26 protein-coding genes are annotated in these 22,612 nt (G+C 63.7%); 9 read left to right on the top strand and 17 right to left on the bottom strand.

What is annotated here, in order from left to right; translation table 11 throughout:
* Positions 1-23 precede the first annotated feature (23 nt).
* The 5 genes from F600_RS0119595 to urtA form a co-directional block, all read right to left on the bottom strand.
* A complete protein-coding gene (locus F600_RS0119595; protein ID WP_040631862.1) occupies positions 24-716 on the bottom strand; it encodes an ATP-binding cassette domain-containing protein in 693 nt (230 codons plus the stop codon).
* A complete protein-coding gene (urtD, locus tag F600_RS0119590; RefSeq protein WP_018162347.1) occupies positions 709-1,476 on the bottom strand; it encodes an urea ABC transporter ATP-binding protein UrtD in 768 nt (255 codons plus the stop codon). The genes F600_RS0119595 and urtD overlap by 8 nt, the downstream gene beginning before the upstream one ends.
* Entirely contained in the window at positions 1,473-2,684 is a 1,212-nt protein-coding gene (urtC, locus tag F600_RS29030) for an urea ABC transporter permease subunit UrtC (protein WP_018162346.1), read from the bottom strand. The genes urtD and urtC overlap by 4 nt, the downstream gene beginning before the upstream one ends.
* A complete protein-coding gene (gene urtB, locus F600_RS0119580) occupies positions 2,681-3,565 on the bottom strand; it encodes an urea ABC transporter permease subunit UrtB (protein ID WP_018162345.1) in 885 nt (294 codons plus the stop codon). The genes urtC and urtB overlap by 4 nt, the downstream gene beginning before the upstream one ends.
* A gap of 76 nt (positions 3,566-3,641) precedes the next feature.
* Positions 3,642-4,952 (bottom strand): urea ABC transporter substrate-binding protein, encoded by a 1,311-nt coding sequence (gene urtA / locus F600_RS29025; protein WP_245541575.1) that lies wholly within the window; start codon positions 4,950-4,952, stop codon positions 3,642-3,644.
* A gap of 220 nt (positions 4,953-5,172) precedes the next feature.
* Between urtA and F600_RS0119570 the strand changes: the two genes are divergently transcribed.
* The 7 genes from F600_RS0119570 to F600_RS0119540 are packed head-to-tail and all read left to right on the top strand — an operon-like array spanning position 5,173 to position 10,350.
* Complete coding sequence (locus tag F600_RS0119570) at positions 5,173-5,478, top strand: urease subunit gamma (RefSeq protein WP_018162343.1); 306 nt, start codon at positions 5,173-5,175, stop codon at positions 5,476-5,478.
* A gap of 2 nt (positions 5,479-5,480) precedes the next feature.
* Positions 5,481-6,107: a sirohydrochlorin chelatase family protein gene (locus F600_RS29020; protein WP_018162342.1), complete on the top strand. Its 627-nt coding sequence runs from the start codon at positions 5,481-5,483 to the stop codon at positions 6,105-6,107.
* Positions 6,108-6,116: 9 nt separating this feature from the next.
* A complete protein-coding gene (locus tag F600_RS29015) occupies positions 6,117-6,416 on the top strand; it encodes an urease subunit beta (RefSeq protein ID WP_018162341.1) in 300 nt (99 codons plus the stop codon).
* A 2-nt stretch (positions 6,417-6,418) separates the two neighbouring features.
* Entirely contained in the window at positions 6,419-8,143 is a 1,725-nt protein-coding gene (gene ureC, locus F600_RS0119555; protein WP_018162340.1) for an urease subunit alpha, read from the top strand.
* The gene (locus tag F600_RS0119550) at positions 8,140-8,802 is read left to right on the top strand and encodes an urease accessory protein UreF (RefSeq protein WP_018162339.1); all 663 of its coding nucleotides are present in this window, start codon (positions 8,140-8,142) and stop codon (positions 8,800-8,802) included. Before ureC ends, F600_RS0119550 begins: the two co-directional genes overlap by 4 nt.
* Before the next feature lie 11 nt (positions 8,803-8,813).
* Positions 8,814-9,443, top strand: coding sequence for an urease accessory protein UreG (gene ureG, locus F600_RS0119545; protein ID WP_018162338.1), 630 nt, complete (start codon positions 8,814-8,816; stop codon positions 9,441-9,443).
* Positions 9,433-10,350: an urease accessory protein UreD gene (locus F600_RS0119540; protein WP_018162337.1), complete on the top strand. Its 918-nt coding sequence runs from the start codon at positions 9,433-9,435 to the stop codon at positions 10,348-10,350. The genes ureG and F600_RS0119540 overlap by 11 nt, the downstream gene beginning before the upstream one ends.
* Positions 10,351-10,354: 4 nt before the next feature.
* Here the strand turns inward: F600_RS0119540 and F600_RS29010 are convergent, their stop codons facing one another.
* The 5 genes from F600_RS29010 to F600_RS0119515 form a co-directional block, all read right to left on the bottom strand.
* The gene (locus F600_RS29010; protein WP_018162336.1) at positions 10,355-11,077 is read right to left on the bottom strand and encodes a prolipoprotein diacylglyceryl transferase; all 723 of its coding nucleotides are present in this window, start codon (positions 11,075-11,077) and stop codon (positions 10,355-10,357) included.
* Positions 11,061-11,453 (bottom strand): signal peptidase II, encoded by a 393-nt coding sequence (locus F600_RS30690; protein WP_018162335.1) that lies wholly within the window; start codon positions 11,451-11,453, stop codon positions 11,061-11,063. Before F600_RS30690 ends, F600_RS29010 begins: the two co-directional genes overlap by 17 nt.
* Positions 11,450-14,062, bottom strand: a complete 2,613-nt coding sequence (locus F600_RS0119525) for a peroxiredoxin family protein (RefSeq protein WP_018162334.1) — start codon at positions 14,060-14,062, stop codon at positions 11,450-11,452. The genes F600_RS30690 and F600_RS0119525 overlap by 4 nt, the downstream gene beginning before the upstream one ends.
* A gap of 34 nt (positions 14,063-14,096) precedes the next feature.
* Positions 14,097-15,134: a fibronectin type III domain-containing protein gene (locus F600_RS0119520; RefSeq protein WP_018162333.1), complete on the bottom strand. Its 1,038-nt coding sequence runs from the start codon at positions 15,132-15,134 to the stop codon at positions 14,097-14,099.
* 222 nt (positions 15,135-15,356) lie between these two features.
* A complete protein-coding gene (locus tag F600_RS0119515; protein WP_018162332.1) occupies positions 15,357-15,602 on the bottom strand; it encodes a hypothetical protein in 246 nt (81 codons plus the stop codon).
* Between the two features lie 242 nt (positions 15,603-15,844).
* On the opposite strand from F600_RS0119515, the gene F600_RS0119510 reads away from it, so the two are divergent.
* Positions 15,845-16,351 (top strand): hypothetical protein, encoded by a 507-nt coding sequence (locus F600_RS0119510; RefSeq protein WP_018162331.1) that lies wholly within the window; start codon positions 15,845-15,847, stop codon positions 16,349-16,351.
* Here the strand turns inward: F600_RS0119510 and nuoE are convergent.
* The 7 genes from nuoE to F600_RS0119475 form a co-directional block, all read right to left on the bottom strand.
* Positions 16,348-16,956, bottom strand: a complete 609-nt coding sequence (gene nuoE, locus F600_RS0119505) for an NADH-quinone oxidoreductase subunit NuoE (RefSeq protein ID WP_018162330.1) — start codon at positions 16,954-16,956, stop codon at positions 16,348-16,350. The genes F600_RS0119510 and nuoE overlap by 4 nt on opposite strands.
* A complete protein-coding gene (locus F600_RS0119500; protein WP_018162329.1) occupies positions 16,953-18,221 on the bottom strand; it encodes an NADH-quinone oxidoreductase subunit D in 1,269 nt (422 codons plus the stop codon). The genes nuoE and F600_RS0119500 overlap by 4 nt, the downstream gene beginning before the upstream one ends.
* The gene (locus F600_RS0119495; RefSeq protein ID WP_018162328.1) at positions 18,221-18,868 is read right to left on the bottom strand and encodes an NADH-quinone oxidoreductase subunit C; all 648 of its coding nucleotides are present in this window, start codon (positions 18,866-18,868) and stop codon (positions 18,221-18,223) included. Before F600_RS0119495 ends, F600_RS0119500 begins: the two co-directional genes overlap by 1 nt.
* Positions 18,865-19,419 carry a NuoB/complex I 20 kDa subunit family protein gene (locus F600_RS0119490; protein WP_018162327.1) on the bottom strand — a complete coding sequence of 185 codons (555 nt, stop codon included), beginning with the start codon at positions 19,417-19,419 and terminating at the stop codon, positions 18,865-18,867. Before F600_RS0119490 ends, F600_RS0119495 begins: the two co-directional genes overlap by 4 nt.
* Positions 19,420-19,422: 3 nt before the next feature.
* Positions 19,423-19,788, bottom strand: coding sequence for an NADH-quinone oxidoreductase subunit A (locus F600_RS0119485; protein WP_018162326.1), 366 nt, complete (start codon positions 19,786-19,788; stop codon positions 19,423-19,425).
* Between the two features lie 203 nt (positions 19,789-19,991).
* Positions 19,992-20,342, bottom strand: coding sequence for a DNA-binding transcriptional response regulator (locus tag F600_RS0119480; protein ID WP_018162325.1), 351 nt, complete (start codon positions 20,340-20,342; stop codon positions 19,992-19,994).
* Positions 20,343-20,352: 10 nt separating this feature from the next.
* Entirely contained in the window at positions 20,353-21,165 is an 813-nt protein-coding gene (locus F600_RS0119475) for a F510_1955 family glycosylhydrolase (protein WP_018162324.1), read from the bottom strand.
* Between the two features lie 62 nt (positions 21,166-21,227).
* Between F600_RS0119475 and nhaA the strand changes: the two genes are divergently transcribed.
* Positions 21,228-22,577 carry a Na+/H+ antiporter NhaA gene (gene nhaA / locus F600_RS0119470; protein WP_018162323.1) on the top strand — a complete coding sequence of 450 codons (1,350 nt, stop codon included), beginning with the start codon at positions 21,228-21,230 and terminating at the stop codon, positions 22,575-22,577.
* Positions 22,578-22,612: the final 35 nt, after the last annotated feature.

The raw sequence follows: 22,612 nt of genomic DNA, 5'->3' as shown, positions 1-22,612 counted from the left end.
CGACGAAATGGTGAGCGCTATTCCTACACGGCCATCGCGGCGCGGACATCCCCGAGGGCGCCCTCGCCACCTGTGCCAGACGACGTGACCCGGCCGGACTCGAGCACGTAATAGGAGCCCGTCGAGCGCAGTGCGAATCCCACATGTTGTTCGACGAGCAGGACCGAGAGGTCGCCGCGCTGGGTCAGCTCGACGATCACCCGCTCGATCTCGGCCACTACGTTGGGTTGGATGCCCTCCGTCGGCTCGTCGAGGATCAACATCTTTGGCTTGGTCAGGAGCGTGCGGGCAATCGAGAGTTGCTGTCGTTGTCCACCGGAGAGCAGGCCTGCGCGCCGCGAGAGCAGACCGGTCAGGGCCGGGAAGAGATCCAGCATCTCGTCGATCTCGGACTGCCGCGTCGTGACCAGCTGCAGGTTCTCCAACGTGGTCATCTGCGGGAAGCTCAGCTGGCCCTGCGGGACATAGCCGAGTCCTCGTTTCACCCGTGCGTTGGGGCGCTGCTTGGTGACGTCCTCGCCGTTGAGCAGGACCTGCCCCGACCGGACACCGAGCAGCCCGACGGCGACGCGCAAGAGGGTGGTCTTGCCCGCTCCGTTGTGCCCCATCAGGGAGACCGCACCGCCGCCTGGCACGGTCAGGCTGACGTCGTGCAGCACCATGCTGCGGCCGTAGCCGGCGGTCACTCCGACGAGTTCCAAAGCGCTCTCAGTCATTCAGTGCTCCTTCTACGCTCCGGCCCAGGTAAACCTCTTGGACCTGGGGGTTGGCCTGGATCTCGGCTACGCTGCCTTCGGTCAGTACCTTCCCGGCGTGCATGACGGTGACGATGTCGGCGAAGTTCCGGACGAACTCCATGTCGTGCTCGATCACGACGATGGTGCGCGACGGCGCGAGGCGCTTGAGCAGTTCGCCGGTCTCGTCACGCTCTTCGGCGCTCATCCCCGCGACGGTCTCGTCGAGGAACATCACCTTGGCGTCCTGCACCAGCAGCATGCCGATCTCCAGCCACTGCTTCTGGCCGTGCGCGAGTATCCCGGCGGGGCGGTCCTTGTGCCGGGTCAGCCCGATCGTTTCCAGGGCCTCCTCGACATACGTTGGTATGCCTCGACGCGTCCTTAGCATTTGCCGCGACTTGCGGTGAATACCCCCGGCGATGTCGAGGTTCTGCACGACGGTGAGTTCTTCAAAGACGGTCGCGGTCTGGAACGTCCGTCCCACGCCGGCCCGCACAATCTGGTGTGACTTCATCGAGAGCAGGTCATAGTTTCCGTACGCCGCGTAGCCGGTGCCTTTCACCAGACCGGTGAGCGCGTCGACCAGGGTGGTTTTGCCCGCACCGTTCGGCCCGATCAGGAAGTGCAGACGGCCCTGGAGGAAAGTGACGTCAACCCCGTTGATTGCTTTGAAGCCGTCGAAGTCGACCGTCAGGCCCCGCGTCTCGAGATAGTCGAGCTCGTCATCGTTCATGCTCATTTGGTGTCCGTACTCATGTTGGTCGATTCCTTCGTCCGGATGAGGCCGCTCAGCTGCTTGGGGATCGAGGCGATACCGCCCGGGATCAGCAGGATGACGACGATGAACACCAATCCGAGCAGGTAGATCCAGAAGTTGGGCCATTGCTCGGAGAGCGTGGACTGGCCGTATCCGATCGCCAATGCACCGAGCACCGGCCCGAAGAGCGCCGCCCGCCCGCCGAGCGCCACACCGGCGATCATGAAGATCGAGGCGGCCGCGCCGATGTCCTTGGGGGAGATGATGCCGACGATCGGCACGAACATGGCTCCACCCATACTCGCCATCACCGCCGCGACGACGAAGGCCACCAATTTGATGTTGGCCGGATCGTGGCCGAGGAAGCGGACGCGCTCCTCGGCGTCGCGGGTGGCAATCAGGAGCTCCCCGAAGCGACTGCGATACAACTGCCAGGCCACCACCATGCAGACGACGAGCAGGGCTGCGGTGATGAAGTAGATCATCCGTTTGTTGATCGGGTCGTTGAGGTCGTAGCCGAAGAACGACCGGAAGCCGGAGAGTCCGGTGTCGCCGCCGGTCCACTTGATTGTGGAGGTGATCAGCGTAGCCAGGGCGACGGCCAGGGCCTGAGTGAGGATCGCGAAGTATGCGCCTTTCACCCGGCGCTTGAAGATCGCAAAGCCCAGGATCGAGGACACGATGATCGGGGCGACCACGATCGCGATGATCGTGAAGGTTCCGCTGCGGAACGGCTCCCACCACGAGGGCAGCGGTGCCAGCGGGTCGTAGAGAATCATGAAGGTCGGGATCCCGCCGTCCCCGACGGTTTCGAGCTGCATATGCATGCCCATCGCGTAGGCGCCGAGGCCGAAAAAGACGCCCTGACCCAGCACGAGCATGCCGCCGCGCCCCCAGGTCAGTCCGATGCCGACGGCGACCATCGCCCAGGCGCAGTACTTCGCGAGGTTGTTGAGTCGGAAGTCGGTGAGCAGAGCCGGCGCCACCGCGAGCAGCAGCAGGGCCAGGAGCCCGATGCCGAGCAGTGAGCCCCACGGCCCGCGCAGGAAGGACAGCATCTTGGTGCCGTTGATTGATGCAGCGCCGTTGATCGGCGCAGTGCCGTTGGTCGGCGCACTCATGTCAGCTTCGACTGAGTGCGCGACCGGTGTCTCGGGAGGCATCGTGGTGTCGCTGATCGGCGTACTCATGCCAGTCCTCTCGTTCGGACGGTGAAGAGTCCCTGCGGCTTGATCTGGAGGAAGACCACGATCAAGACGAAGGCGATGACTTGCGCCATGCTGCCCGTCGTCCAGTCGGCGAGGTAGGCCATGGAGATACCGACGGCGAAGGCCGCGATGATGGTGCCTTTGAGCTGGCCGAGGCCGCCGACGACAACAACGAGGAACGCGGGGATGATGTACTTCGCGCCCATCGAGGCGTTTGTCCCGCCCGCGAGCGAGACGGCGACACCGCCGACACCCGCGAGCCCGGAGCCGATGAAGAAGGTGAGCCGGTCCACGGACCGGGTGGAAACTCCCAGGGTTTCGGCGAGCGCCCGGTTCTGTACGGTGGCCCGGATTTGGCGGCCGAATGCGCTGTACTTCAGCAGCGCGGCCAGTCCGCCGAGACAGATCAGTGCGAGCACGATGGTGAAGACCTGGCGAAGCGGCCATTCGTAGCCGAGAACGGGAAGCTGGCCGTCGAGCCAGTGCGGCTTCACCACCGGAACGCCCTGCGCAGGGAAGATCTGCAGCGCGGCCTGCTTGAGAATGAGGCTGACACCGACGGTCACCAGGAGGGTGTCGAGTGGGCGGTCATACATCCACTGGATGATCCCCATCTCGAGGATCAGGCCGAGTAGACCGGCGACCACAAAGGCGACGGGGATGGCGATCACGATGGAGATTTTGGTGCTGGAAACGACCTGCTGGGTGAGGTAGGCGCAGAACGCCCCGGCCATCACGAATTCGCCGTGCGCCATGTTGATGACGCCCATCTGCCCGAAGGTCAATGCGAGCCCCATAGCCACCAACAGAAGGAGCGCGCCATCCGCACTGCCGTTCAGAAGCGGGGCGATGAATGAAGACAAAGGATGGCCCTCTCGTCGGTGGAGTGGTGGGGTCTCGTACTTCGGAGCACAAGACCCCACCACAGGGTTGGCTAGATCAGCCGGCGGCCTTCACGAGCCGCACGCGCACGTCCGCGGGGAACCAGTCGTAACCCTCGAGGTACGGGTCCGGCTCGATGGGTCCGGGCGACGCCCAAACGATGTCGAACTGGTTGTCGGCGTTGATTCGTCCGATGTGCGCCGCCTTGCTGATGTGGTGGTTGTTGCCGTTGAGCGTGACCAGGCCCTCCGGGGCTTCGAAGGTGATCTTCTTTTCCTTCGAAACCTTGTTGATGGCGTCCACGTCGAACGAGCCGGCGGCCTCGACCTGTGCCTTGTAGAGATACAGCGAAATGTAGGCCGCCTCCATCGGGTCGGAGGTGACGCCGGAGCTGCCCGGGTAGGCCTTCCAGCTTTCAATGAACTTCGGGTTGTTCGGTGTCTGGAGAGACTCGAAGTAGTTCCATGACGCGTAGTTGCCGGTGACTGGGTGGCCCATGGCTGGGGCTTCTTCCTCGGCAATGGAGACCGAAATGATCGGCGTGGTCTCCGGCTTCAGCCCGGCGTCGTAGTAGGCCTTGACGAAGCCCACATTGGAGGAGCCGTTGATCGTGTTGAAGACGTAGTCCGGCTTGGCTGCGACGATCTTGGCGACCTGAGTGGTCCAGTCGTCCTTGTCGAGCGGGACGTACTCCTCGCCGACGATCTGGATGCCGAGCTTGGCAGCGTAGAGCTTGATGATCGCGTTGGCGGTACGCGGGAAGACGTAGTCCGATCCGGCCAGGAAGAGCGTCTTGACGCCTTGGGACTTGAGGTAGTCCAGAGCCGGGATGATCTGCTGATTGGTCGTTGCGCCGGTGTAGTAGATGTTCTTTGAGGACTCCAGGCCCTCGTACTGCACCGGGTAGTAGAACAGTCCGTTGAGCCGCTCGACGACCGGCTTCACGGCCTTGCGCGACGACGACGTCCAACCGCCGAAGACCGCGGCGACGCAGTCCTTGGTGATGAGCTTCTCGGTCTTCTCCGCGAAGGTCGGCCAGTCGGTGGCGCCGTCTTCCTGGATGTAGTCGATCTTCTTGCCCAGGATGCCGCCGGATGCGTTGATCTCATCGGCCGCCATGTGCAGCACGTTCGAGACGGTCTTTTCCGAAATAGCCATACCACCGGTAAGCGAGTTCAGGAAGCCGAGCTTGATGGTGTCACCCGAGGTGTTGACGCAGCTCGGGGGAGCGGCAGCAGTCTCGGAGCCGGAGTCGCCTGCCTTGGAGCCACAAGACGCGAGAGTGGCGGCGAGAGCGAGGACCGTCGGAGCGGCGAACATTCGCTTCCAATTGCGGGCCCAGAAGGAATTACTGGTGGTATCAGCCATGTGTTTCGCCTTTCGGAAATGTGGGTAGGCCCCATGGGTAAAACACCGAACACGTGCTCACAGAGATCGAAAAGTGCTCGTGAACCCGGACGCTATGGACCAGATGTTTCCACCGCATTACGGGCGCATTGTGTGGTGTGTGTCACTGTGTTAAGGACGTGTTAAGCCTTTTCTCAGGTCGCCGCGCCGTCCGTTGTGAGGCCCGCTAGGGTCTGACGATATGAATCTCACGCCGCGCGAAATCGACAAGCTGTATGTCTACGTCGTGGCCGATTTGGCGCGGAAACGCCAGGCCAGGGGCTTGAAGCTCAACTACAGCGAGGCGGTGGCGCTCATCAGCGAGGCCGTGCTCGAAGGCGCTCGCGACGGCCGGACCGTCGCCGAGTGCATGGAATTGAGCAAGGGCGTTCTCTCCGAAGACGACGTCATGGCCGGTGTTCGGGACATGGCGGGCTTGATTCAGGTGGAGGCGACGTTCACCGACGGCACGAAACTCGTGTCGTGCCATGACCCGATCGGCGGCTGACCTTGAAGGTTGTTCTGGTCTGCGGCTACGAATCACGCGGATTCGATGATCCGCGCGCGGTTTCGGTCGGCCGCGCACTGGCCGCGGAGATCGGCGAGGGGTTGACCTGCATCGTGCCCATGACTCTCGGCCGCGATCCGAAGTTGGTCGCCGAATGTGGTCGGGCCGCGCGATCGTCGGGATCGGACACGGTGATCGTGAGCGAGCCGTTCGGGACGGCGACACATCTCATCGCCTGGCTGCGCGCGGCGGCGCCGGAGTCCGATCTGCTCATCACGTCACCGGCTGACGATCCGTACAACGACGCCGAACTGTTCCGCATCGCACGACTGGTGAAGCAATTCAGCGGACGTCAGTTCGTCGAGGTGGCGTTCGATGGCGGCGACCCGTCGGTCGAACAAGGCAAGGACCGTTGCCATCGACTTGGCGTCAGTCATGTCGAGCATGTGCCGGCCACGTTCGAGCTGCTGTCCCGCGCTGCGATCGACGCGGTCATCAGCCAGCGGGTGCATGCCGCGAAGCATCGTTTCGAGCACGGCGACAACGGAATTCATGCCGCACTGCACGCGGAGGACCAGCACGGCCATGCCCATTCGCATGGGCCGGGCGAGCACCATCACCACCACTAGGAGGCTTTGATGCAATCGGGCGGGCACTACCTCTACGCGGACGATCCCATCGAGATCAACGCGGGCCGTCGCACGGTGACGATGCGAGTGAGCAACACCGGTGACCGCGCGGTCCAGGTGGGGTCGCACTATCACTTTGCCGAGGTCAATCCGGCTTTGTCGTTCGACCGGGACGCCGCGAAGGGGATGCATCTCGACATCCCGTCCGGGACCGCGGTTCGCTTCGAACCGGGTGACACCCGTGAGGTGACGCTGTGCGAATACGGCGGGACGAAGACGATCAGCGGCTTCCGCACGAAGGGGGCTTAACGGTGGCGATCATTTCGCGACGTCAGTACGTCGACCTCTACGGACCGACGGTCGGTGACAAGGTGCGTCTCGCGGACACGAACCTGGTCATCGAGATCGAGACGGACCACAACGCCGGCAGTTACGGCGACGAGTCGGTCATCGGCGGCGGTAAGTCGATCCGCGACGGCATGGCGCAGGACCCGAACACCACGCGTGCCATGGGCGCGCTTGATCTCGTCATCACGAACGCGATTATTCTCGACGCGAAGGTCGGAGTCGTGAAGGGCGACATCGGGATTCGTGACGGTCGCATCGTCGGCATCGGCAAGTCGGGCAACCCGAACACCCAGGATGGCGTGCACCCGGATCTGGTGATTGGCCCGAGTACCGAGGTCATCGCGGGCGAACACAAGATCGTGACGGCCGGCGGGGTGGACACCCACATCCACTACATCGCGCCTCAGCAGGTTCCGGACGCGCTGTCGAACGGCGTCACCACGTTGATCGGTGGCGGTACCGGACCGACCGAAGGCACAAAGGGCACGACCTGTACGCCCGGTGCATGGAACATCGGACGGATGCTGCAGGCATGCGATGAACTCCCCGTAAATATCGGCGTCCTCGGCAAAGGCAACGGTTCTCAATTCGAGGCGCTCGCCGAGCAGATCGAAGCCGGCGCGTGTGGTCTCAAGGTTCACGAGGACTGGGGTTCGACGCCCGCCGCGATCGACGCCGCGCTGCGGATCGCGGACCAGTACGACATTCAGATGGCGATCCACACGGACACGCTGAACGAGTCCGGGTTCTACGAAGACACGCGCGATGCCATCGCCGGTCGCACAATCCACACGTTCCACACCGAGGGTGCGGGCGGTGGGCACGCGCCGGACATCATGCGGATCGCGGGAGAGCCGTACGTGCTGCCGTCGTCGACGAACCCGACACTGCCGTACACGATCAACTCGGTCGACGAACTGCTCGACATGGTGATGGTGTGCCACCACCTCCGGCACGACATCCCGGAGGACGTGTCCTTCGCGGACTCCCGGGTTCGTGCGGAAACGATTGCAGCGGAGACGGTTCTGCATGACGAGGGGGTCATCTCGATCTTCTCGTCCGACTCGCAGGCGATGGGCCGGATTGGGGAGTCGTGGCTGCGGGCGATCCAGACCGCTCACCATTGCAAGGACAAGCGCGGGCCGCTTGCGGAAGACAAGCCGGGCAACGACAACTTCCGCGTCCTGCGCTACGTCGCGAAGATGACGATCAATCCGGCGATCGCTGCCGGAATCGCCGATCACGTCGGTTCGATCGAGGCGGGCAAGCTCGCGGACCTCGTGCTGTGGCCGATCAACGCGTTCGCGGCGAAGCCGTCGGTCGTGGTCAAGGGCGGCATGATCGCCTGGGCGCAGATGGGTGACACGAACTCGTCGCTGCCGACGCCGCAGCCCGTCATCTACCGGCCGATGTTCGGGGCATTCGGGAAGGCGGCGTCCGCGACGCGGCTGACGTTCCTGTCGCAGGCCGCGCTCGACAACGGCGTTGCCGCGCAGTTGGGTCTCGCGAGTCCCGTTGTAGCCGTTCGGAACTGCCGGAACATCGGCAAGAAGGACATGGTCCTCAACGATGCGCTGCCGGTGATCGAGGTGGACCCGGAGACGTTCAAGGTGACGCTCGACGGTCAGCCCGCGACCATCGAACCGGCGACCCATCTGCCGTTGACGCAGCTGTACTTCCTCGCATGAACTCTCTGCTGACCGCGATGCAGCTCGCGGACTCGGCGTTTCCGAGCGGCATGTACACGTTGTCGCACGGACTCGAGGGGTTCACACAAGCGAAGGCTGTCGACGCTCGGACGTTGCCCCGACTGCTCGATGACCTGCTGGTTCACTCGGTCGGACCGGGTGATCTGACGGCGTTCGCGCTCGCGCATCGTGGCGAAGATCTCATCGAAATCGAAAGTGCTTTGCATGCAACAGTTCTGGTAGCCGAAGTGCGGGCTGCATCGATCCGGACGGGGCGCCAACTGCTCGATACTGCGGTGCACTCGTTTGGCGGACCGACGATCAAGGAACTCCAAGAGTTGGTTGTCGGAAAGCGGCTGCGCGGGATGCAACCGATCGTGTCGGGGGTCGTGCATCGCGCGCTCGGTGTCGATGTGCGGGAAGCGGCGACGGGTGCGGCCTTCGGATTCGCGTCCTCGTTCGTGGGCGCGGCGCTGCGTCTCCGGGTGGTCGATCATCGGGTCGCCCAGACTGTGCTCAACGGCGCGTTTCCGACGATCGAACGGGTCGTCGACGAGGCGCTGGCCAGGCCGATCGAGGACATCGGCGGATGTGTGCCAATGGCGGAAATGATGTCGAGCAACCATGAACGCGCGCAGGCGCGGTTGTTCGCGACGTAGGGAGTGCACTGATGAATGACGTGTTGCGAATCGGGATCGGCGGGCCCGTCGGCTCAGGGAAGACCGCGCTCATCGAAGCGCTGGTCCCGGAGTTGATCGAGCGTGGCTACTCGCCCGCGGTGATCACCAACGACATCTACACGCAGGAAGATGCCGACCACGTACGGCGGACGCTGTCCGGGCTCCTCGACCCGGGCAAGGTTGTCGGCGTTGAGACGGGGTCATGCCCGCACACCGCGGTCCGCGATGACCCCACGATGAACCTCGCCGCGGCTGCGGAGATGCTCGAGAAGTACCCCGAGGTCGACACTCTGCTGTTCGAGTCCGGAGGAGACAACCTCACGCTGACCTTCAGTCCGGTTCTCGTCGACGTCTTCGTCTTCGTTCTCGACACCGCTGAGGGCGACAAGATGCCCCGCAAGCGCGGGCCGGGCGTCACGGAGTCGGACCTGCTGATCATCAACAAGGTCGACATCGCCAAGTACGTTCGCTGCGACATCACGGTCATGGAATCGGACGCTCACCGGGTTCGCGAGGGGCGCCCGGTCGTGCTGACGGACTGCCTCACCGGGTTGGGCATCGACTACTTCGCCGACTTCCTCGACGGATGCCGCAGTTCGGAAACGGCCAGTGCCAGCTGATCGGCTTGCGCCGGAGCACTACACGCCAGCGCGCATCCCGTCGTCGGTGAGTGCTCGGTCCGGCATTCCGGACACTCTCGCCGCGGGGAGTCCGGGCAAAGTCGGGTTGCTCGAGCTGACCTTCGAACGGGTTGGGGAGCGGACGGATCTGGTGTCGCACTACCAGCGGTCGCCGCTACAGGTGATGCGGCCGCTGTACGTCGATCCCGCGCGTCCTGGTCTCCCGATCGTCTATGTCATGTCGACGGGCGGCGGCGTGCTCCAGTCCGACCGGCTGCGAATGGATGTCGTCGCACGTGAGGGTGCTTCGGTGTTCGTCACGACGCAAGCCGCGACGAAGGTGCACCGCATGGACACCGACTACGCGACGCATATCGTCAATATCTCCGCTGGCGCGGATTCGGTTGTCGAGTACCTGCCCGAGCCGACGATCGTCTTCTCGGGTGCGGCGTTCTACCAGCGGATGGTCGTCACGGCGGACCCGTCCGCCACGGTCTTGGTGGCCGATAGTTTCGTCGCCGGCCGGCTCGCCCGCGATGAGCGCCACGCGTACGACGTCTACGCCACCGATTTCGAGGTGCGTCGGCCGGACGGGTCACTCGCGGTTGCCGATCGAATTCGGTTGGACCGGGATTCGGTGACCGGTCCCGGCCGGTTCGGCACCGAGACGCTCATGGCGTCGTTGTTCGTCGTGCATGCGGGCTTCGACGTGGCCGAACTCGTCGATGAGCTGAGTCAACACAGCGACGTGCGCTGGGGAGCGAGCACGCTGCCCGACGGCGTGGGTGCCTGGGTGCGGATTCTCGGGGACGACTCGCCGTCAGTGCGCGCTGCGTGGTTGGCGGTGTACGACCGCGCGCGGCGGGTGGCGATCGGTGCGCCCTTGCCGGATTTGCGGAAGGGGTAGGCGTCTACGTCTGGAGCGCGACCAGTCCGACGCCTGCGCTGATGGCGAGCAGTGCCGCGATCAATTGGTTGAGTCGTACGCGATCGAAGATGACATCGGAGTCTTCGCGCAGCGGCTCCAGAAAGAAGCGCCCGACGCCGTAGAAGCTCAGGACGGCGAGCGCGACACTGCCGGCAGGTTGTCCGTCGGGCCAGGCGACCGCATAGGCGACTAATCCAAGGAGCCACCAAGCCTGCTCAACGAACTGCACGGGAATTCGACGCCGCACGACCCCGCGTGTGTCGTGCAGTCGGAGGCCGAATCTCGTCGGACGGCCTACGCAGCAGCCGTTGAAAACGCACCCGAGACGAATCCAGAAGCCGCCGGCGAGCACGCCAACGGCCATCTGGTCCCACAGTGCGGCGACCGGAGTGCCGATCCACTGGGCACCAAGGATGGAAGCCGGGACAAACGTGAGCAGCGAGCCGAACAGGCTGAGTCCGCCCGTGGTGAATTGTTCACCGCGGTGCACCACGACGTGAAGGAGCCGGGAGCCAACGACACCGGCGAGTCCGCACACCATCGCGGTGACACCGGTGCGTAAGGGTGAGTAGCCGTCGACCTCGGCGACTCGGGCGGCAGTCATCGTGCCGATCCAGATTCCCAGGATGAGAAAGACCTGGTAGGTGCTGACCTGGTATCCGCGCAGGGTGAAGAACCGCGGCAAGATGTTAGAGCCTGCCGTCACCGATCGCCCTCACCAACTCGATCGCCATTCCGGCTGCACCAACGGTGAGCGCAACGTCGGCCAGGTTGAACGCCGGCCAGAACCCGAGTCGCACGAAGTCGGTGACGGATCCGCGCACCGACGCTTCCGCGGTGTTGCTCAGCGAGCCACCGAGCAACAAGCCGACGAAGACCTGCGCGCCGGAAAGCCACAGGCTTGCCGATAGCAGCAACCCAGCCGCCACTGTCCAGAGCCACAGTGTTGGTGCCCTGCTCGGTCGGATGCGATGAACCCACAACTGCCCCTCGGCGGGCTGCAGGGTTCCGACATTGCGCACGAGCACCTTCAATGCTTGGTCGGCGACGACTACTGAGGCGATCGTGAGAGGGAGAATCATGTCGCCTTCGGATCGGATCGCCCGTGGTCATGTGTCGAGCCCAGTTGGATGTGCTCGACGCGACCGTCGGACCCGATTCTGATCGTCGTGGGCCAGCACCGAATTCCGAACTGACGGGCCAGGCGCTGTTGGGGATCGTGCACAAGCGGAAACGACAGCCCGAGCCGCTTGCGGACCTCTTCGATCGGTTCGGCTGATGTGCCGCCATGGAACGCCGCGACGAACGGACCCGTCCGACCCTCGCACAGACTCTGCAGATGCTGGAGTTCCGCCAGACAGGGCGCGGACCACGACTGCCAGAAGGCGAGCACGACGTCCCGGCCACGCAGGTGGTGAAGGGCGTACTGGTCTTCCTGATCGGCGAAGGTGAAGTTCCGCGGCGAATCGCCGGTTGCCAGATTCGTCGTGAGCGGGCGGAACGACGGGGGTTCCTCGCCGACGGTGAGTTTGTCCAGGGCGGAGGCCAGTTCCTTGGGATCGAGTGCGCCATCGCTGTGCCAGACGAGTTCGCGACGGGTGTTCATGAGGAACGCCGATGGGGTCTTCGATACGTCGAAAGCCGTGGTCCAGGCCTTTTCATCGTCTTCGGTGATGACGACCCTCGGCCCATCCGTCAGGGCCAGCTGACTCTCGACGTCCGTGCGGGACTTGTCGAACGTTCCCGCCGGTACGACCACCGTCGTGGAGACAGAACCTGCGTGCTTGGACAGCCGAAGCGCCTGGAACAGCGACGTGAGGGGTTGGTCGCCGGCGAAGAACACGAGGGCGTTGCGCTGGGGCTTTCCGTCATGCGGGGCCGTGGCGGCGACGCTCAGGTGCCCGCTGATCGCCTGCCGTAGCGGACCTCGATCGCCCGCCACCGGACGCCACAGGGGGACGGTCAACGGTCCCCACCACGATGGCACATCGAGCGCCACGACCGGTTCTGGAACGAGGCACGTCGATCCGCCGACGACACTCGCAAGTGCGCCGGACGGGAGCACCTGGGTGCCTTCGAGCGACAGGCAGATCTGGCCGATATCGGTGATGCCCGCGGGTGTGGGAACGATGAAGCCATGCTCGTCGATCCGCGAGCGGGCGACTCCGTTCCAGATGCTCGCGGTCGGTGGGTACTCCACCCATGACCAGATGAAACGGTCGATTCGACCGCCGGGAACCCAGCTCTTCAGTGCGGTGAACGCCGTACCGCCGTGCGTCTCCGCGATATCGACGACAGGCGCATTGCGGGCACCGCCGGTCAGCTCACCGCGGATGACGATTCCGGACGATGTGACGTCCAAGGCGGCGAACGATGCGTCCAGGCCGGGAACCAACTCGTTCAGGGAGTTGACCAGCTTGGTTCGGTTACTCCTGATCATGGTGGTGATTGGTCCGCCGGCGCTGGGAAGCTGGGTGTCGAACTGTTGCCGGACTCTGGTCACAACCGGACCGTGAGGTAACCAGACTGACTCGTCGACTTCGGGGTCGCCCGCTCGTTCGACGGTGACTTTTACGGCGGCCGCGTCCAGCACGAGCCGGATCGACTGCGTGAAGGTGATCCAAGCGTCGGGTGCGCCCGAGGCGACGGCGTCGATCCGACCGGAGACTTTGAGGACGCCGTCGTGGAACGTGAGCTCGAAGTCCGAAACCTGAAAGTGGTACGTCGCCGAGTACGAGAACCAGCCGTATCCGATCTTTGCGGTTACCGTCTGCCGCTCGATCGCTTGGACAATGCTGTCGAGGTTGAAGAAGGACAGGATGTGCTCTTTGCTGACGGCAAGGGCAAATCCGTTCGAGCCTGCGAAGGATTGCGTGAGGCTCGAAATCCGGTTCGGGGGTGGGGCGCCTCCGGAAAGTTGCATCGGTAGCGCAATGACCTGGCTGGTGCCCGATCCGAGGCCTTTGAACTCGGTGAACGGGAAGCCGGCCGGGACATCGATCGGCTGTTGGACGATGGAATGCCGGACGAACGTGCGCACGTGTGTCGAAATTCGATTCTGGTCGAATGTGCTGATTCCGCTTCCCGGCGCCGCGACGAACTGGATCTTGCTGTCGTCGGCGGTTGGGCTGATGAGCAGGCGAAGTCCGCCCGGACGGGCTGTCGGCCGGACGTTGTAGGTGGCGGTCAGCTCGCCGTGAATCGGTTCGGGCAGGGTGTTGGTTTCGGGGTCCGGGTAGAACTTCGCCCGGATGTGTGCGTGGACTGTCACCTCTGATGATGAACCAGGGGAAACCGTGATCGTCACCGTCGACACCTGCACTTTCGCGATGCCGCGCACGACATCGGGAGGCGTCGGCGGCAGTTCGATGCCCCAGTCCCCGGTGAAGCGGTCGAGGGTTTCGGTGAACTTCTTGGCGATTCCCGGTGGCGCCGTCGCAGTGATGTGTGCGTGCAGATCTTCCAGCCCGCCGCCGGACAATTCCTTTTGGAAGCCGACGACCCAGTCGGCGAAGTCGACGAAGTCTGGTGGTCTCCTCCCGGGATCGCCGATACGCGTCACGACGTGCCGAACGAGTTGAATGCGGGCGTCGTGATCACTGTTGTTGTGAAGCGTCGCCAATAGTCCGTTGATCTGCCGAGTCGCGATCTGGACCACTGCTTCGTAATCACCAGTCAGTGGATTGGTCATAACTCTCCCTCAACCGGGTCGACTCGCGTGAAGGTCATGGTCCCGGGGTCAATCGGACCGCCAAGCCGGCAAACGCGGCGCCATCGATTCGGGTCGCGACGAACTGAACGGAATTTCCACCGTTGGCGTCGCCGATGACGAAGTTCCGGACTGTGCCTTGATGCCGAGACGTCTGGCTGTAACTCCCGACGGCACCGGGATTCGTTCCGAACATTTGAACCACGGTTGCGTTGTCCGCAGAGCTGATTCCTTGCATCAGAGACGTTCCCGGTCCGCCGCCGGCGATGGGAGTGACGGGGTCGAAAGCGGCGGCCTGTAAGTAGGAAATCGAACATCCCTCGATCGATATCGACGGATTGAGTCCATTGCGGTTGACGGTGATTCGCACCTGGCTGGGACCCGCAGGCACGCTGGGCAGGATGAACAGCTCCGCGTATTCGCCCGATGTGGCGTTGAGCGCGGCATCGTTGAGACCGATGACGCCGCTCGACGTCATGGCGGCACCACCGTAGGTCGCCGTGCGTGCGGCGGTCGCCGGCCCTGCTCCGCTGTGTTGCCACCGAAGAGCAACGACGACGGCGACCTGCCCAGTGCCGGCTGTGTGTATCCAACTGGTTGTGGCACTGGTGTTTCCGGTCGCCGGAGCCCCGACGCCGACGGAGTCGAACGTGGGCCGAACAACCAGGATGTCGGTCTTTACGGTGAGGCGGGTGGTCTGCGAGTATTCGCCGTCCTGGTTCTTGAATCGCGCCTTGTACTCGTACTCGGTATCGGGATCGAGCGGGCCAGGGTCGAGCAGGGAGGTGCCTGGCCGGGGCACGACAAAGGATTGTTGCTGCTGTGTGGGGTCTGACTTCAGCGAGCGATCCAACTCGACTTGAATTGCCCTCGTGTCGGGGTCCCAGTTCACGGTTATGGAGTTGGCCGTCACCGGGCCCTTGCTCAAGTTCGGGCCTGCAGGCGGAATGTAGTGGAGGCCGAAGACGACGTCGCACCCGGCAAAGCCGAACAGAAGCACAAATGTGGCGACGACCGCGAGTACGACGACCGCCAAGGCCAACCAATCGGTCATGGCCCCAATCGTTCGGCTGCACGCACCCAAAGTCGTTGAGAATTCACATTCTTCGCACTTTTGGGAAATATGTGGTGCGGAGGGCTCCGCTTACCTCCGGCGGTCAACCGTCCAGCGACGATTGAAGCCCTGGAGCTCGGCTGCTCCAGGGCTTCAAAGGCTGCGTACTCTTCGGGCTCTGCTATCTCGTAAGTGGATGTTGGGTTAGCTATTCGGGCCCAGCTACTGCGGCGTTTTGACCGGTGTTTTCGACATCGTGATCGGGAACGTAAATCGAGCGAGTAGTCCCTCGCCGTCGATAATCGGCGCCGATACGCGGCGTCCAAGTCGGTATCCGCGCGAGGTGGCGATCGCGGTTGCGTAAGAGCGAGCCTGGCGCGCAAGCTGGTCACCCACGGTATCTCCGTAATCGAAGATGTGAATGTGGAGCGCGCGGGGGCTGAATCGGGTCGCCATCATCGTGAGCACGTGAATAGATTGCTGTGTCCCGCGACACACTCCGCTCAAGGTGCGCGTGCCGTTTTCAATCGTTAACTGGGAGTGAGCATTCCGTGGTTATTCGGGCGTAAGGCGTCACGCTCACAACACGATTTGACCGCGGTCAGCGTGGCGATGGGCAAAGGTTCAATTCGTTACTGGTGTTGTCTAAGAAACCAGTGAGTCATTCGTGATTGGTGTGAGATCCGCCCAGAGCGGACATACCATGAGGCATGGCGACGCACGGTACTCATCGGCCGGAAGTCGGCGGGGAAGAATCCGCGCCGATTCGGCGGTTCGTCGTTCTCTTTGTCCTGCTGGCCGTCTTCGGCGTAGCGATCGTGATTCAAGCGTCTGGTCGCGACAACGTCTCGGCCGGGCCGAGTGCCGACAGCGCGGCCTTCATCACGACACCAGCCCTGACGACTCCCGCGCCGCCGACGCCGACCGTGACATCTGCCGTGCCGAAACCAGCCGCCCCGAAGTCAACCGAGCCGGCGCCGACGTTGCTCCCGGCCGCCGCCGCACCGACGGTCAATGCCGCGGTGGTGAAAGCGGCTCCTCCGGCGGTCACGGCGTCGACCACCGTCGCCCCGACGGCCGAGCCCACGTATTCCGTGCCGTCCGCAGAACCGCCGGTGAACCCCATGCCGAACCCGATGCCGAACGTGAACCCCATGCCGACGTTCGACCTGCTGCCGAACGTCAATCCGATGCCGAACGTGAACCCACTGCCCTAGCGATCTGGACGGGCCGCCTCGAGACCGGCGAGGGTCGGGGCTCCCGGGTCGCCGGAGGGCTTTCCATCCGGAAAGCCGGCCAGCAGTCGCGAGGTCTCCTGGAATGTCCCGATATCGGCACCACGCGTGGCGGTCACGCGCTTTCCCTTGCGCAGTGCGTCAACGACTCCGGTGATCGACTCGGGCGTTTGATTGTCGAAGAACTCCCAGTTGACCATCACGACGGGCGCGTAGTCGCACGCCGCGTTGCACTCGACGCGCTCCAGCGTGATCTTCTGGTCGCTCGTGGTCTCGCCGACGTCGATGCCGAGGTGGTTCGACAGATGTTCGACGATGGCATCACCGCCCAGCACGGCACACAACGTGTTCGTGCAGACGCCGACGAGGTAGTCGCCGCACGGCTTCCGCCGGTACATCGAGTAGAACGTGGCCACCGCGGTGACCTCGGCACCCGTCAGTTCGAGCATCGACGCGCAGAATTCGATCCCGGCCGGCGTGATGCACCCGTCGACCGACTGCACGAGATGAAGCAAGGGGAGTAGCGCAGACCGCGGTACCGGGTACCTGGAGATGATCTCCTTGGCATCGACCTCGCTATAGGTCATCTGTCTACCCCTCCCATCACCGGGTCGATGCTGGCGACCGCGGCGATGACGTCGGCGAGCATGCCCCCCTCACACATCACGGCCGTGGCTTGCAGGTTCGTGAACGAAGGATCCCGGAAGTGGACGCGATACGGGCGTGTTCCGCCGTCGCTCACCATGTGGACTCCGAGTTCTCCGCGGGGCGACTCGACGGCGATATACACCTGACCGGCCGGGACGCGAATGCCCTCGGTGACGATCTTGAAGTGGTGGATCAGCGCTTCCATCGACGAGCCCATGATCTTGCCGACGTGCTCCTTCGACTGGCCGAGCCCGTCCTTGCCGATGGTGAGGTCCGCGGGCCACGCCAGCTTCGGATCGTCGACGACCACGGGACCAGGACGCAGCCGATCGAGGCATTGCTCGACGATCTTCAGCGACTCCTTCATCTCCTCGACCCGGATGAGGTACCGGCCGTAGCAGTCTGCCGACTGGGTGATGGGAACGTCGAACTCGTAGTTCTCGTAGCCGCAGTACGGCTGGGCTTTGCGAAGGTCATGGGCGACTCCGGCGGACCGCAGGACCGGTCCGGTGATCCCCAGTGCGAGACAGCCCTCGCGATCGAGGTGACCGATGTCGACCGTTCGTGCGCGCCAGATGGCGTTGTCGCTCAACAGGAGTTCGAGTTCGTGCAGGCGCTTCGGCATGAGCTTGAGCAGCCGTTTGACGCGATCCTCGGCAAGCTGGGGGAAGTCCTGCGCGAGTCCGCCAGGCCGCACGTAGGCATGGTTCATCCGCAGACCCGTTGCGGCTTCGAACACGTCGAGGATTAGTTCGCGCTCGCGGAAACCGAACAGCATCGCCGTGACCGCGCCGAGTTCCATACCGCCGGTCGCCAGCGCGACGAGGTGGGAGGAGATCCGGTTGAGCTCCATCAACAGCACCCGGATGACGGTCGCACGCTCGGGAACTTCGATCCCCAGCAATTTCTCCACGCCGAGGCAGTAGGCCGTCTCGTTGAAGAACGGCGAGAGGTAATCCATCCGGGTCACGAAGGTGACCCCCTGGGTCCAGTTGCGGAACTCGAGGTTCTTCTCGATGCCGGTGTGCAGATAGCCGATGCCGCAGCGTGCTTCGGTGACCGTCTCACCCTCGATCTCGAGGATCAGCCGCAGGACACCGTGGGTCGACGGGTGCTGGGGACCCATGTTGACGACGATGCGCGAGGAATCGTCCGGCTTGATGTCGGCCCAGTCAGAGCCGGCGACGGTGAACTCGGCAGGCATCAGTTGTACGACCTCCGCTCGTCCGGTGGAGCGATCGTCGCGCCCTTGTACTGCACCGGGATCCCGCCGAGCGGATAGTCCTTCCGTTGCGGGTGTCCCTCCCAGTCGTCGGGCATTTCGATGCGTGTCAGTCCGGGATGTCCGTCGAAGACGATCCCAAAGAAGTCGTAGGTCTCTCGTTCGTGCCAATCGCATGTTGGGTAGACGCTCACGAGCGACGGAATGTGAGGTTCGGCGTCGGGGGCGGTGACTTCAATGCGCAATCTCTGACCCGACTCGACGCCGGTGAAGTGATATACCGCGTGCAGTTCCCGATCGCGATCATCGGGGTAGTGCACGCCGCTTACGCCGAGGCAGAGGTTGAATCCGAGTGTGTTCTTCAGGGTCAATGCGATCTGCGGCAGCCGCAAGCGGTGGATGAAAACGGTTAGTTCGCCGCGGTCGACAACCACCTTCTCCACGGCGTCATCGTCGAGCGCATCGACAATGTCGTCGAAGTAGCCGCCGTAGGGCCGCGGACTGCTGCCGGGCATCTTGACCGGCCGGACGAGCCGACCGTAGCCCGAGGTGTCACCGCTGCCGGAGATTCCGAACATGCCTCGGCGAGTGCCGATGGCCTCGTCCTTTGCGGAGCCCTCGCCACTCATCGCAGCAGCCCTCGCATCTGGAACGTCGGGGTCGATGCGAGTGCCGCTTCTTCGGCGGCTTTGATCGCCTCAACGCGGTTCACGCCGAGTGGAGATTCCTGAATCTTCTCGTGCAGCTTGATGATTGCGTTGAGCAGCATTTCCGGACGCGGGGGACAGCCGGGGAGGTAGATGTCGACCGGGACGACGTGGTCGACGCCCTGGACGATGGCGTAGTTGTTGAACATTCCGCCCGAGGATGCGCACACACCCATCGACAGCACCCATTTGGGCTCGACCATCTGGTCATAGATCTGTCGGAGAACAGGTGCCATCTTCTGGCTCACGCGACCAGCGACGATCATCAGGTCCGCCTGGCGGGGCGATGCGCGGAACGCCTCCATGCCGAACCGGGCGATGTCGAAGCGGCCACCGCCCGTCGCCATCATCTCGATGGCGCAGCACGCCAGGCCGAACGTCGCGGGCCACAGCGAACCTTTTCGCACATAACCTGCGAGTCCCTCGACCGTGCTCAGCAAGAAGCCGCTCGGGAGTTTCTCTTCGAGTCCCATTCGTCAGTCCCAGCTCAAGCCGCCGCGACGCCACTCATAGGCGTATGCGACCGACACGTTGAAGATGAACAAAGCCATTGCCGCGAGACCGAATCCGCCCAGGGCGTCGAAGTGAACCGCCCATGGGTAGAGGAAGACGATCTCGATGTCGAAGATGATGAAGAGCATCGCGGTGAGGTAGTACTTGACCGGAAAGCGTTGGCCGCCACCGTGTGCCGGCTTCTCCATCGGCTCGATGCCACATTCGTAGGCCTCGAGTTTCGCGCGGTTGTAGCGACGTGGACCGATGAGCGTCGCGAGGCAGACAGACACCACCGCGAAACCGGCTGCGATCGCGCCGAGTACCAAGATCGGCACGTAGACGTCCACTAAGCACCCCCAGGTGATTTAGGGTGTGGCTCCTAACTACAGACCTACTGCGCGGCGCCAAGCACACGGCCTGCTGCGTTGTCCTCGTCGCACATAGCTCCGCTATGGGCTCCTCGTCCGCCTTGCATACCGCGCACTTGATCACCGCTCGCTACGGCCTGGAGTTAGTACCCACACCCTCACCACAGGGTACGTCCAAGGTGCTAGTGATGCAGGAGCTTCGAAACTGCCGCGCCGAGGCCGATGGGATCGATCGGATGCGACACGCTCGCATCGGCATTCGACCATTTCGCGAGCCAACGATCGTCGGGCCGCCCGGTGATGATCAGCAGCGGCGGGCAAGCGCGGAGCTCGTCCTTCAGTTGCTTGGCCAAACCCATCCCGCCGGCGGGGGCCGCCTCCCCGTCGAGGATTGCGAGGTCGATCCCGCCCGCATCCATCAGGGTGATGACCATGTCCGGCGTGGCGACCTCGTCGTAGACATACTCCGGGCCGAGAGCGCTCACCACAGACTCCCGGGTGGAGGAGTTGTCGCTGTAGACCAGCACGCGCATAGGGCCGATGCTAGTAGAGCGTGTACATCTTCGACGGAGTGACGGCGTACGCGAGATCGAAACTGACACCGACGATTCCGTCGACCGAGCCGACCAGCGCGCTCTTTTCCCAGTTCTGTCCGTCTTGCGTGCGCCAGGCGTAGCCCTCGACGTCGACGCCCCACACCGATCCGTCGGTGGCCGCCGACAGAAGCCGCATCTTCGGTGCACCCTCGATTGCGTCGAAGGTCTTGCCGTTGTCGCTGCTGACTTTGACGCCGTCCCCGGTCGCCGCGAAGATCGACGGCTCGAACACCGCAAGTGACGTCACGTCGAGCTTCGCGCCGGTCGTCCACGTTGCCCCGCTGTCGTCTGAGACGAGGATGTTGGTGCCGTCGAAACCGAGGACCAGCGTTCCAGCTGCGCCGAGCGCGTGGAAATCGGATTGCCCCTCGCGAGACTTCGGCGCCCAGGTCTGCCCGCCATCAGTGCTCACGATGAGTCCGAGTGGGTCGGCCCCGGGATTCGCGCTGCCGGGATGCCCCGAAGCGTAGAGCGTCTTGGTCCCGGAGATCCCGGCCAGCCCCATGAGATCGTCGTTCGACCTGCCCACGTGCGACGACCGGCCCGTGGCATTGATGGCGAACAATCCCTCGTGGGTGCCGGCGAGCAGCTCACCGTCGGTGTTGATCGTGAGGGCATGAATGTGGGTCAGCGCTGGGTTAATCGCCACTCCGGCCAGCGCCGGGTCCGCGGCAATGGTCTGGCTTGGCGTGCCGGACGAACATGCCGAAACAAAGGCCAGCAGTGTCGCGGCGATGGCGAAGCGAGGGCTCAGACGCATGTCGCCATTGTGACAGCGCTCGGTCCGCCCATGTCGCAGCGTCGAGCGAATACGCTCGCAGCATGGCAGGACGCTTCCTCTCGGCGCCGAATTGGCGCGATCGCGGATTTCTGCTGTACCTCTTACGAACTGAGACTGTCGGTGGCGCCTTGATGCTCGGCGCAGCGGTGGTTGCGCTGATCTTGGCGAACACGCCCATGGTCGACGTCTACAACGCGGTGCGCGATTTCCACCTCGGCCCCGAGTCGCTCCACCTGCATCTGAGCCTCGCCGACTGGGTGCAAGACGGATTGCTCGCGATCTTCTTCTTCGTGGCCGGGATGGAACTCAAGCGGGAGTTCGTGGTCGGCGACCTGCGAGATCCGCGTGCCGCAGCCTTGCCCATTGTTGCCGCGTTCTGCGGCATGGCTGTGCCGGCTTCGATCTACGTGATCACGTCCTCGGCGGGCGGCGGTTCGCTCGGCGGCTGGGCCATCCCGATGGCGACGGACATCGCGTTCGCGCTGGCCGTTCTGGCCGTGATCGGGACCGCGTTGCCGTCGGCGTTGCGTGCATTTCTGCTCACTCTTGCGATCGTCGACGACCTCGGCGCGATCGTTGTCATCGCGTTGTTCTACTCATCGACGCTGAACTTGTGGGCACTCGCGGGCGCGATCGCCGGGCTCGTGGTTTTCGCCGTCTTGCATCGACGCGGTGTTCATGGCTGGTACGTCTACATACCGCTCGCGGTGATCATCTGGGCGCTTACGCACGCCAGCGGAATCCACGCGACCGTGTCCGGTGTCGTGATGGGGCTGCTGCTGCGAACCCACAAACGCGACGACGAGCAATATTCGCCCGCCCAGCGGGTCGAGCATGCCGTGTCTCCCATATCTGCGGGATTCGTGGTCCCGGTGTTCGCGCTGTTCGCGGCGGGCGTGACGATCAATGGTGACGGAATCGCGTCGATCTTCCGACAACCGGAGACACTTGGCGTCGTCCTCGGACTGGTGCTCGGCAAGCCCATCGGCGTCTTCTGTGGGTCGTGGTTGGCCGCGCGCTTCACGCGCGCCGAACTCAATCCAGACCTAAAGTGGGCCGATGTCTTCGCGGTGTCGATTCTCGCGGGGATCGGGTTCACCGTCTCCCTTCTCATCGCTGAGTTGTCTTTCGTTGGAACGGCATTGGGTGAACCGGCGAAAGCGGCCGTGTTGATCGGCACCGCGCTGGCAACGGTCCTCGCGGCGGTCGCGTTGAAGGTTCGCAATCGCCACTACCGGCTCGCGGTTGAGGCCGAAGAGCGAGATGAAGACGACAACGGTGTTCCGGACATCTACGAAGACGCCACGCCCGAATTTCACGCGCGCCTCGCCGAGAGGTATCAACGCGAGGCGGATAAGCACCGGGATGCGGCACGGCATCTGGAGGAGTGAGTTACTCCGTGACAGGCGCGCGTGACGCCGAAAAA

The organism is Smaragdicoccus niigatensis DSM 44881 = NBRC 103563 (assembly GCF_000380645.1).
GTDB classification, from domain to species: Bacteria; Actinomycetota; Actinomycetes; order Mycobacteriales; family Mycobacteriaceae; genus Smaragdicoccus; species Smaragdicoccus niigatensis.
This window is presented reverse-complemented; position numbering and strand designations above follow the sequence as displayed.

Coding starts and splice junctions, on each gene's coding strand:
- urtD (WP_018162347.1), bottom strand. CDS start 1,476: ATGAGCATGAACGATGACGAGCTCGACTATCTCGAGACGCGGGGCCTG.
- F600_RS0119595 (WP_040631862.1), bottom strand. CDS start 716: ATGACTGAGAGCGCTTTGGAACTCGTCGGAGTGACCGCCGGCTACGGC.
- F600_RS29015 (WP_018162341.1), top strand. CDS start 6,117: ATGCAATCGGGCGGGCACTACCTCTACGCGGACGATCCCATCGAGATC.
- F600_RS30690 (WP_018162335.1), bottom strand. CDS start 11,453: ATGATTCTCCCTCTCACGATCGCCTCAGTAGTCGTCGCCGACCAAGCA.
- F600_RS0119500 (WP_018162329.1), bottom strand. CDS start 18,221: ATGCCTGCCGAGTTCACCGTCGCCGGCTCTGACTGGGCCGACATCAAG.
- F600_RS0119480 (WP_018162325.1), bottom strand. CDS start 20,342: ATGCGCGTGCTGGTCTACAGCGACAACTCCTCCACCCGGGAGTCTGTG.
- ureG (WP_018162338.1), top strand. CDS start 8,814: ATGAATGACGTGTTGCGAATCGGGATCGGCGGGCCCGTCGGCTCAGGG.
- F600_RS0119570 (WP_018162343.1), top strand. CDS start 5,173: ATGAATCTCACGCCGCGCGAAATCGACAAGCTGTATGTCTACGTCGTG.
- urtA (WP_245541575.1), bottom strand. CDS start 4,952: ATGGCTGATACCACCAGTAATTCCTTCTGGGCCCGCAATTGGAAGCGA.
- F600_RS0119475 (WP_018162324.1), bottom strand. CDS start 21,165: ATGCGTCTGAGCCCTCGCTTCGCCATCGCCGCGACACTGCTGGCCTTT.
- F600_RS0119525 (WP_018162334.1), bottom strand. CDS start 14,062: ATGACCAATCCACTGACTGGTGATTACGAAGCAGTGGTCCAGATCGCG.
- F600_RS0119495 (WP_018162328.1), bottom strand. CDS start 18,868: ATGAGTGGCGAGGGCTCCGCAAAGGACGAGGCCATCGGCACTCGCCGA.
- F600_RS0119520 (WP_018162333.1), bottom strand. CDS start 15,134: ATGACCGATTGGTTGGCCTTGGCGGTCGTCGTACTCGCGGTCGTCGCC.
- urtC (WP_018162346.1), bottom strand. CDS start 2,684: ATGAGTACGCCGATCAGCGACACCACGATGCCTCCCGAGACACCGGTC.
- F600_RS0119550 (WP_018162339.1), top strand. CDS start 8,140: ATGAACTCTCTGCTGACCGCGATGCAGCTCGCGGACTCGGCGTTTCCG.
- nuoE (WP_018162330.1), bottom strand. CDS start 16,956: ATGACCTATAGCGAGGTCGATGCCAAGGAGATCATCTCCAGGTACCCG.
- F600_RS0119490 (WP_018162327.1), bottom strand. CDS start 19,419: ATGGGACTCGAAGAGAAACTCCCGAGCGGCTTCTTGCTGAGCACGGTC.
- F600_RS0119510 (WP_018162331.1), top strand. CDS start 15,845: ATGGCGACGCACGGTACTCATCGGCCGGAAGTCGGCGGGGAAGAATCC.
- nhaA (WP_018162323.1), top strand. CDS start 21,228: ATGGCAGGACGCTTCCTCTCGGCGCCGAATTGGCGCGATCGCGGATTT.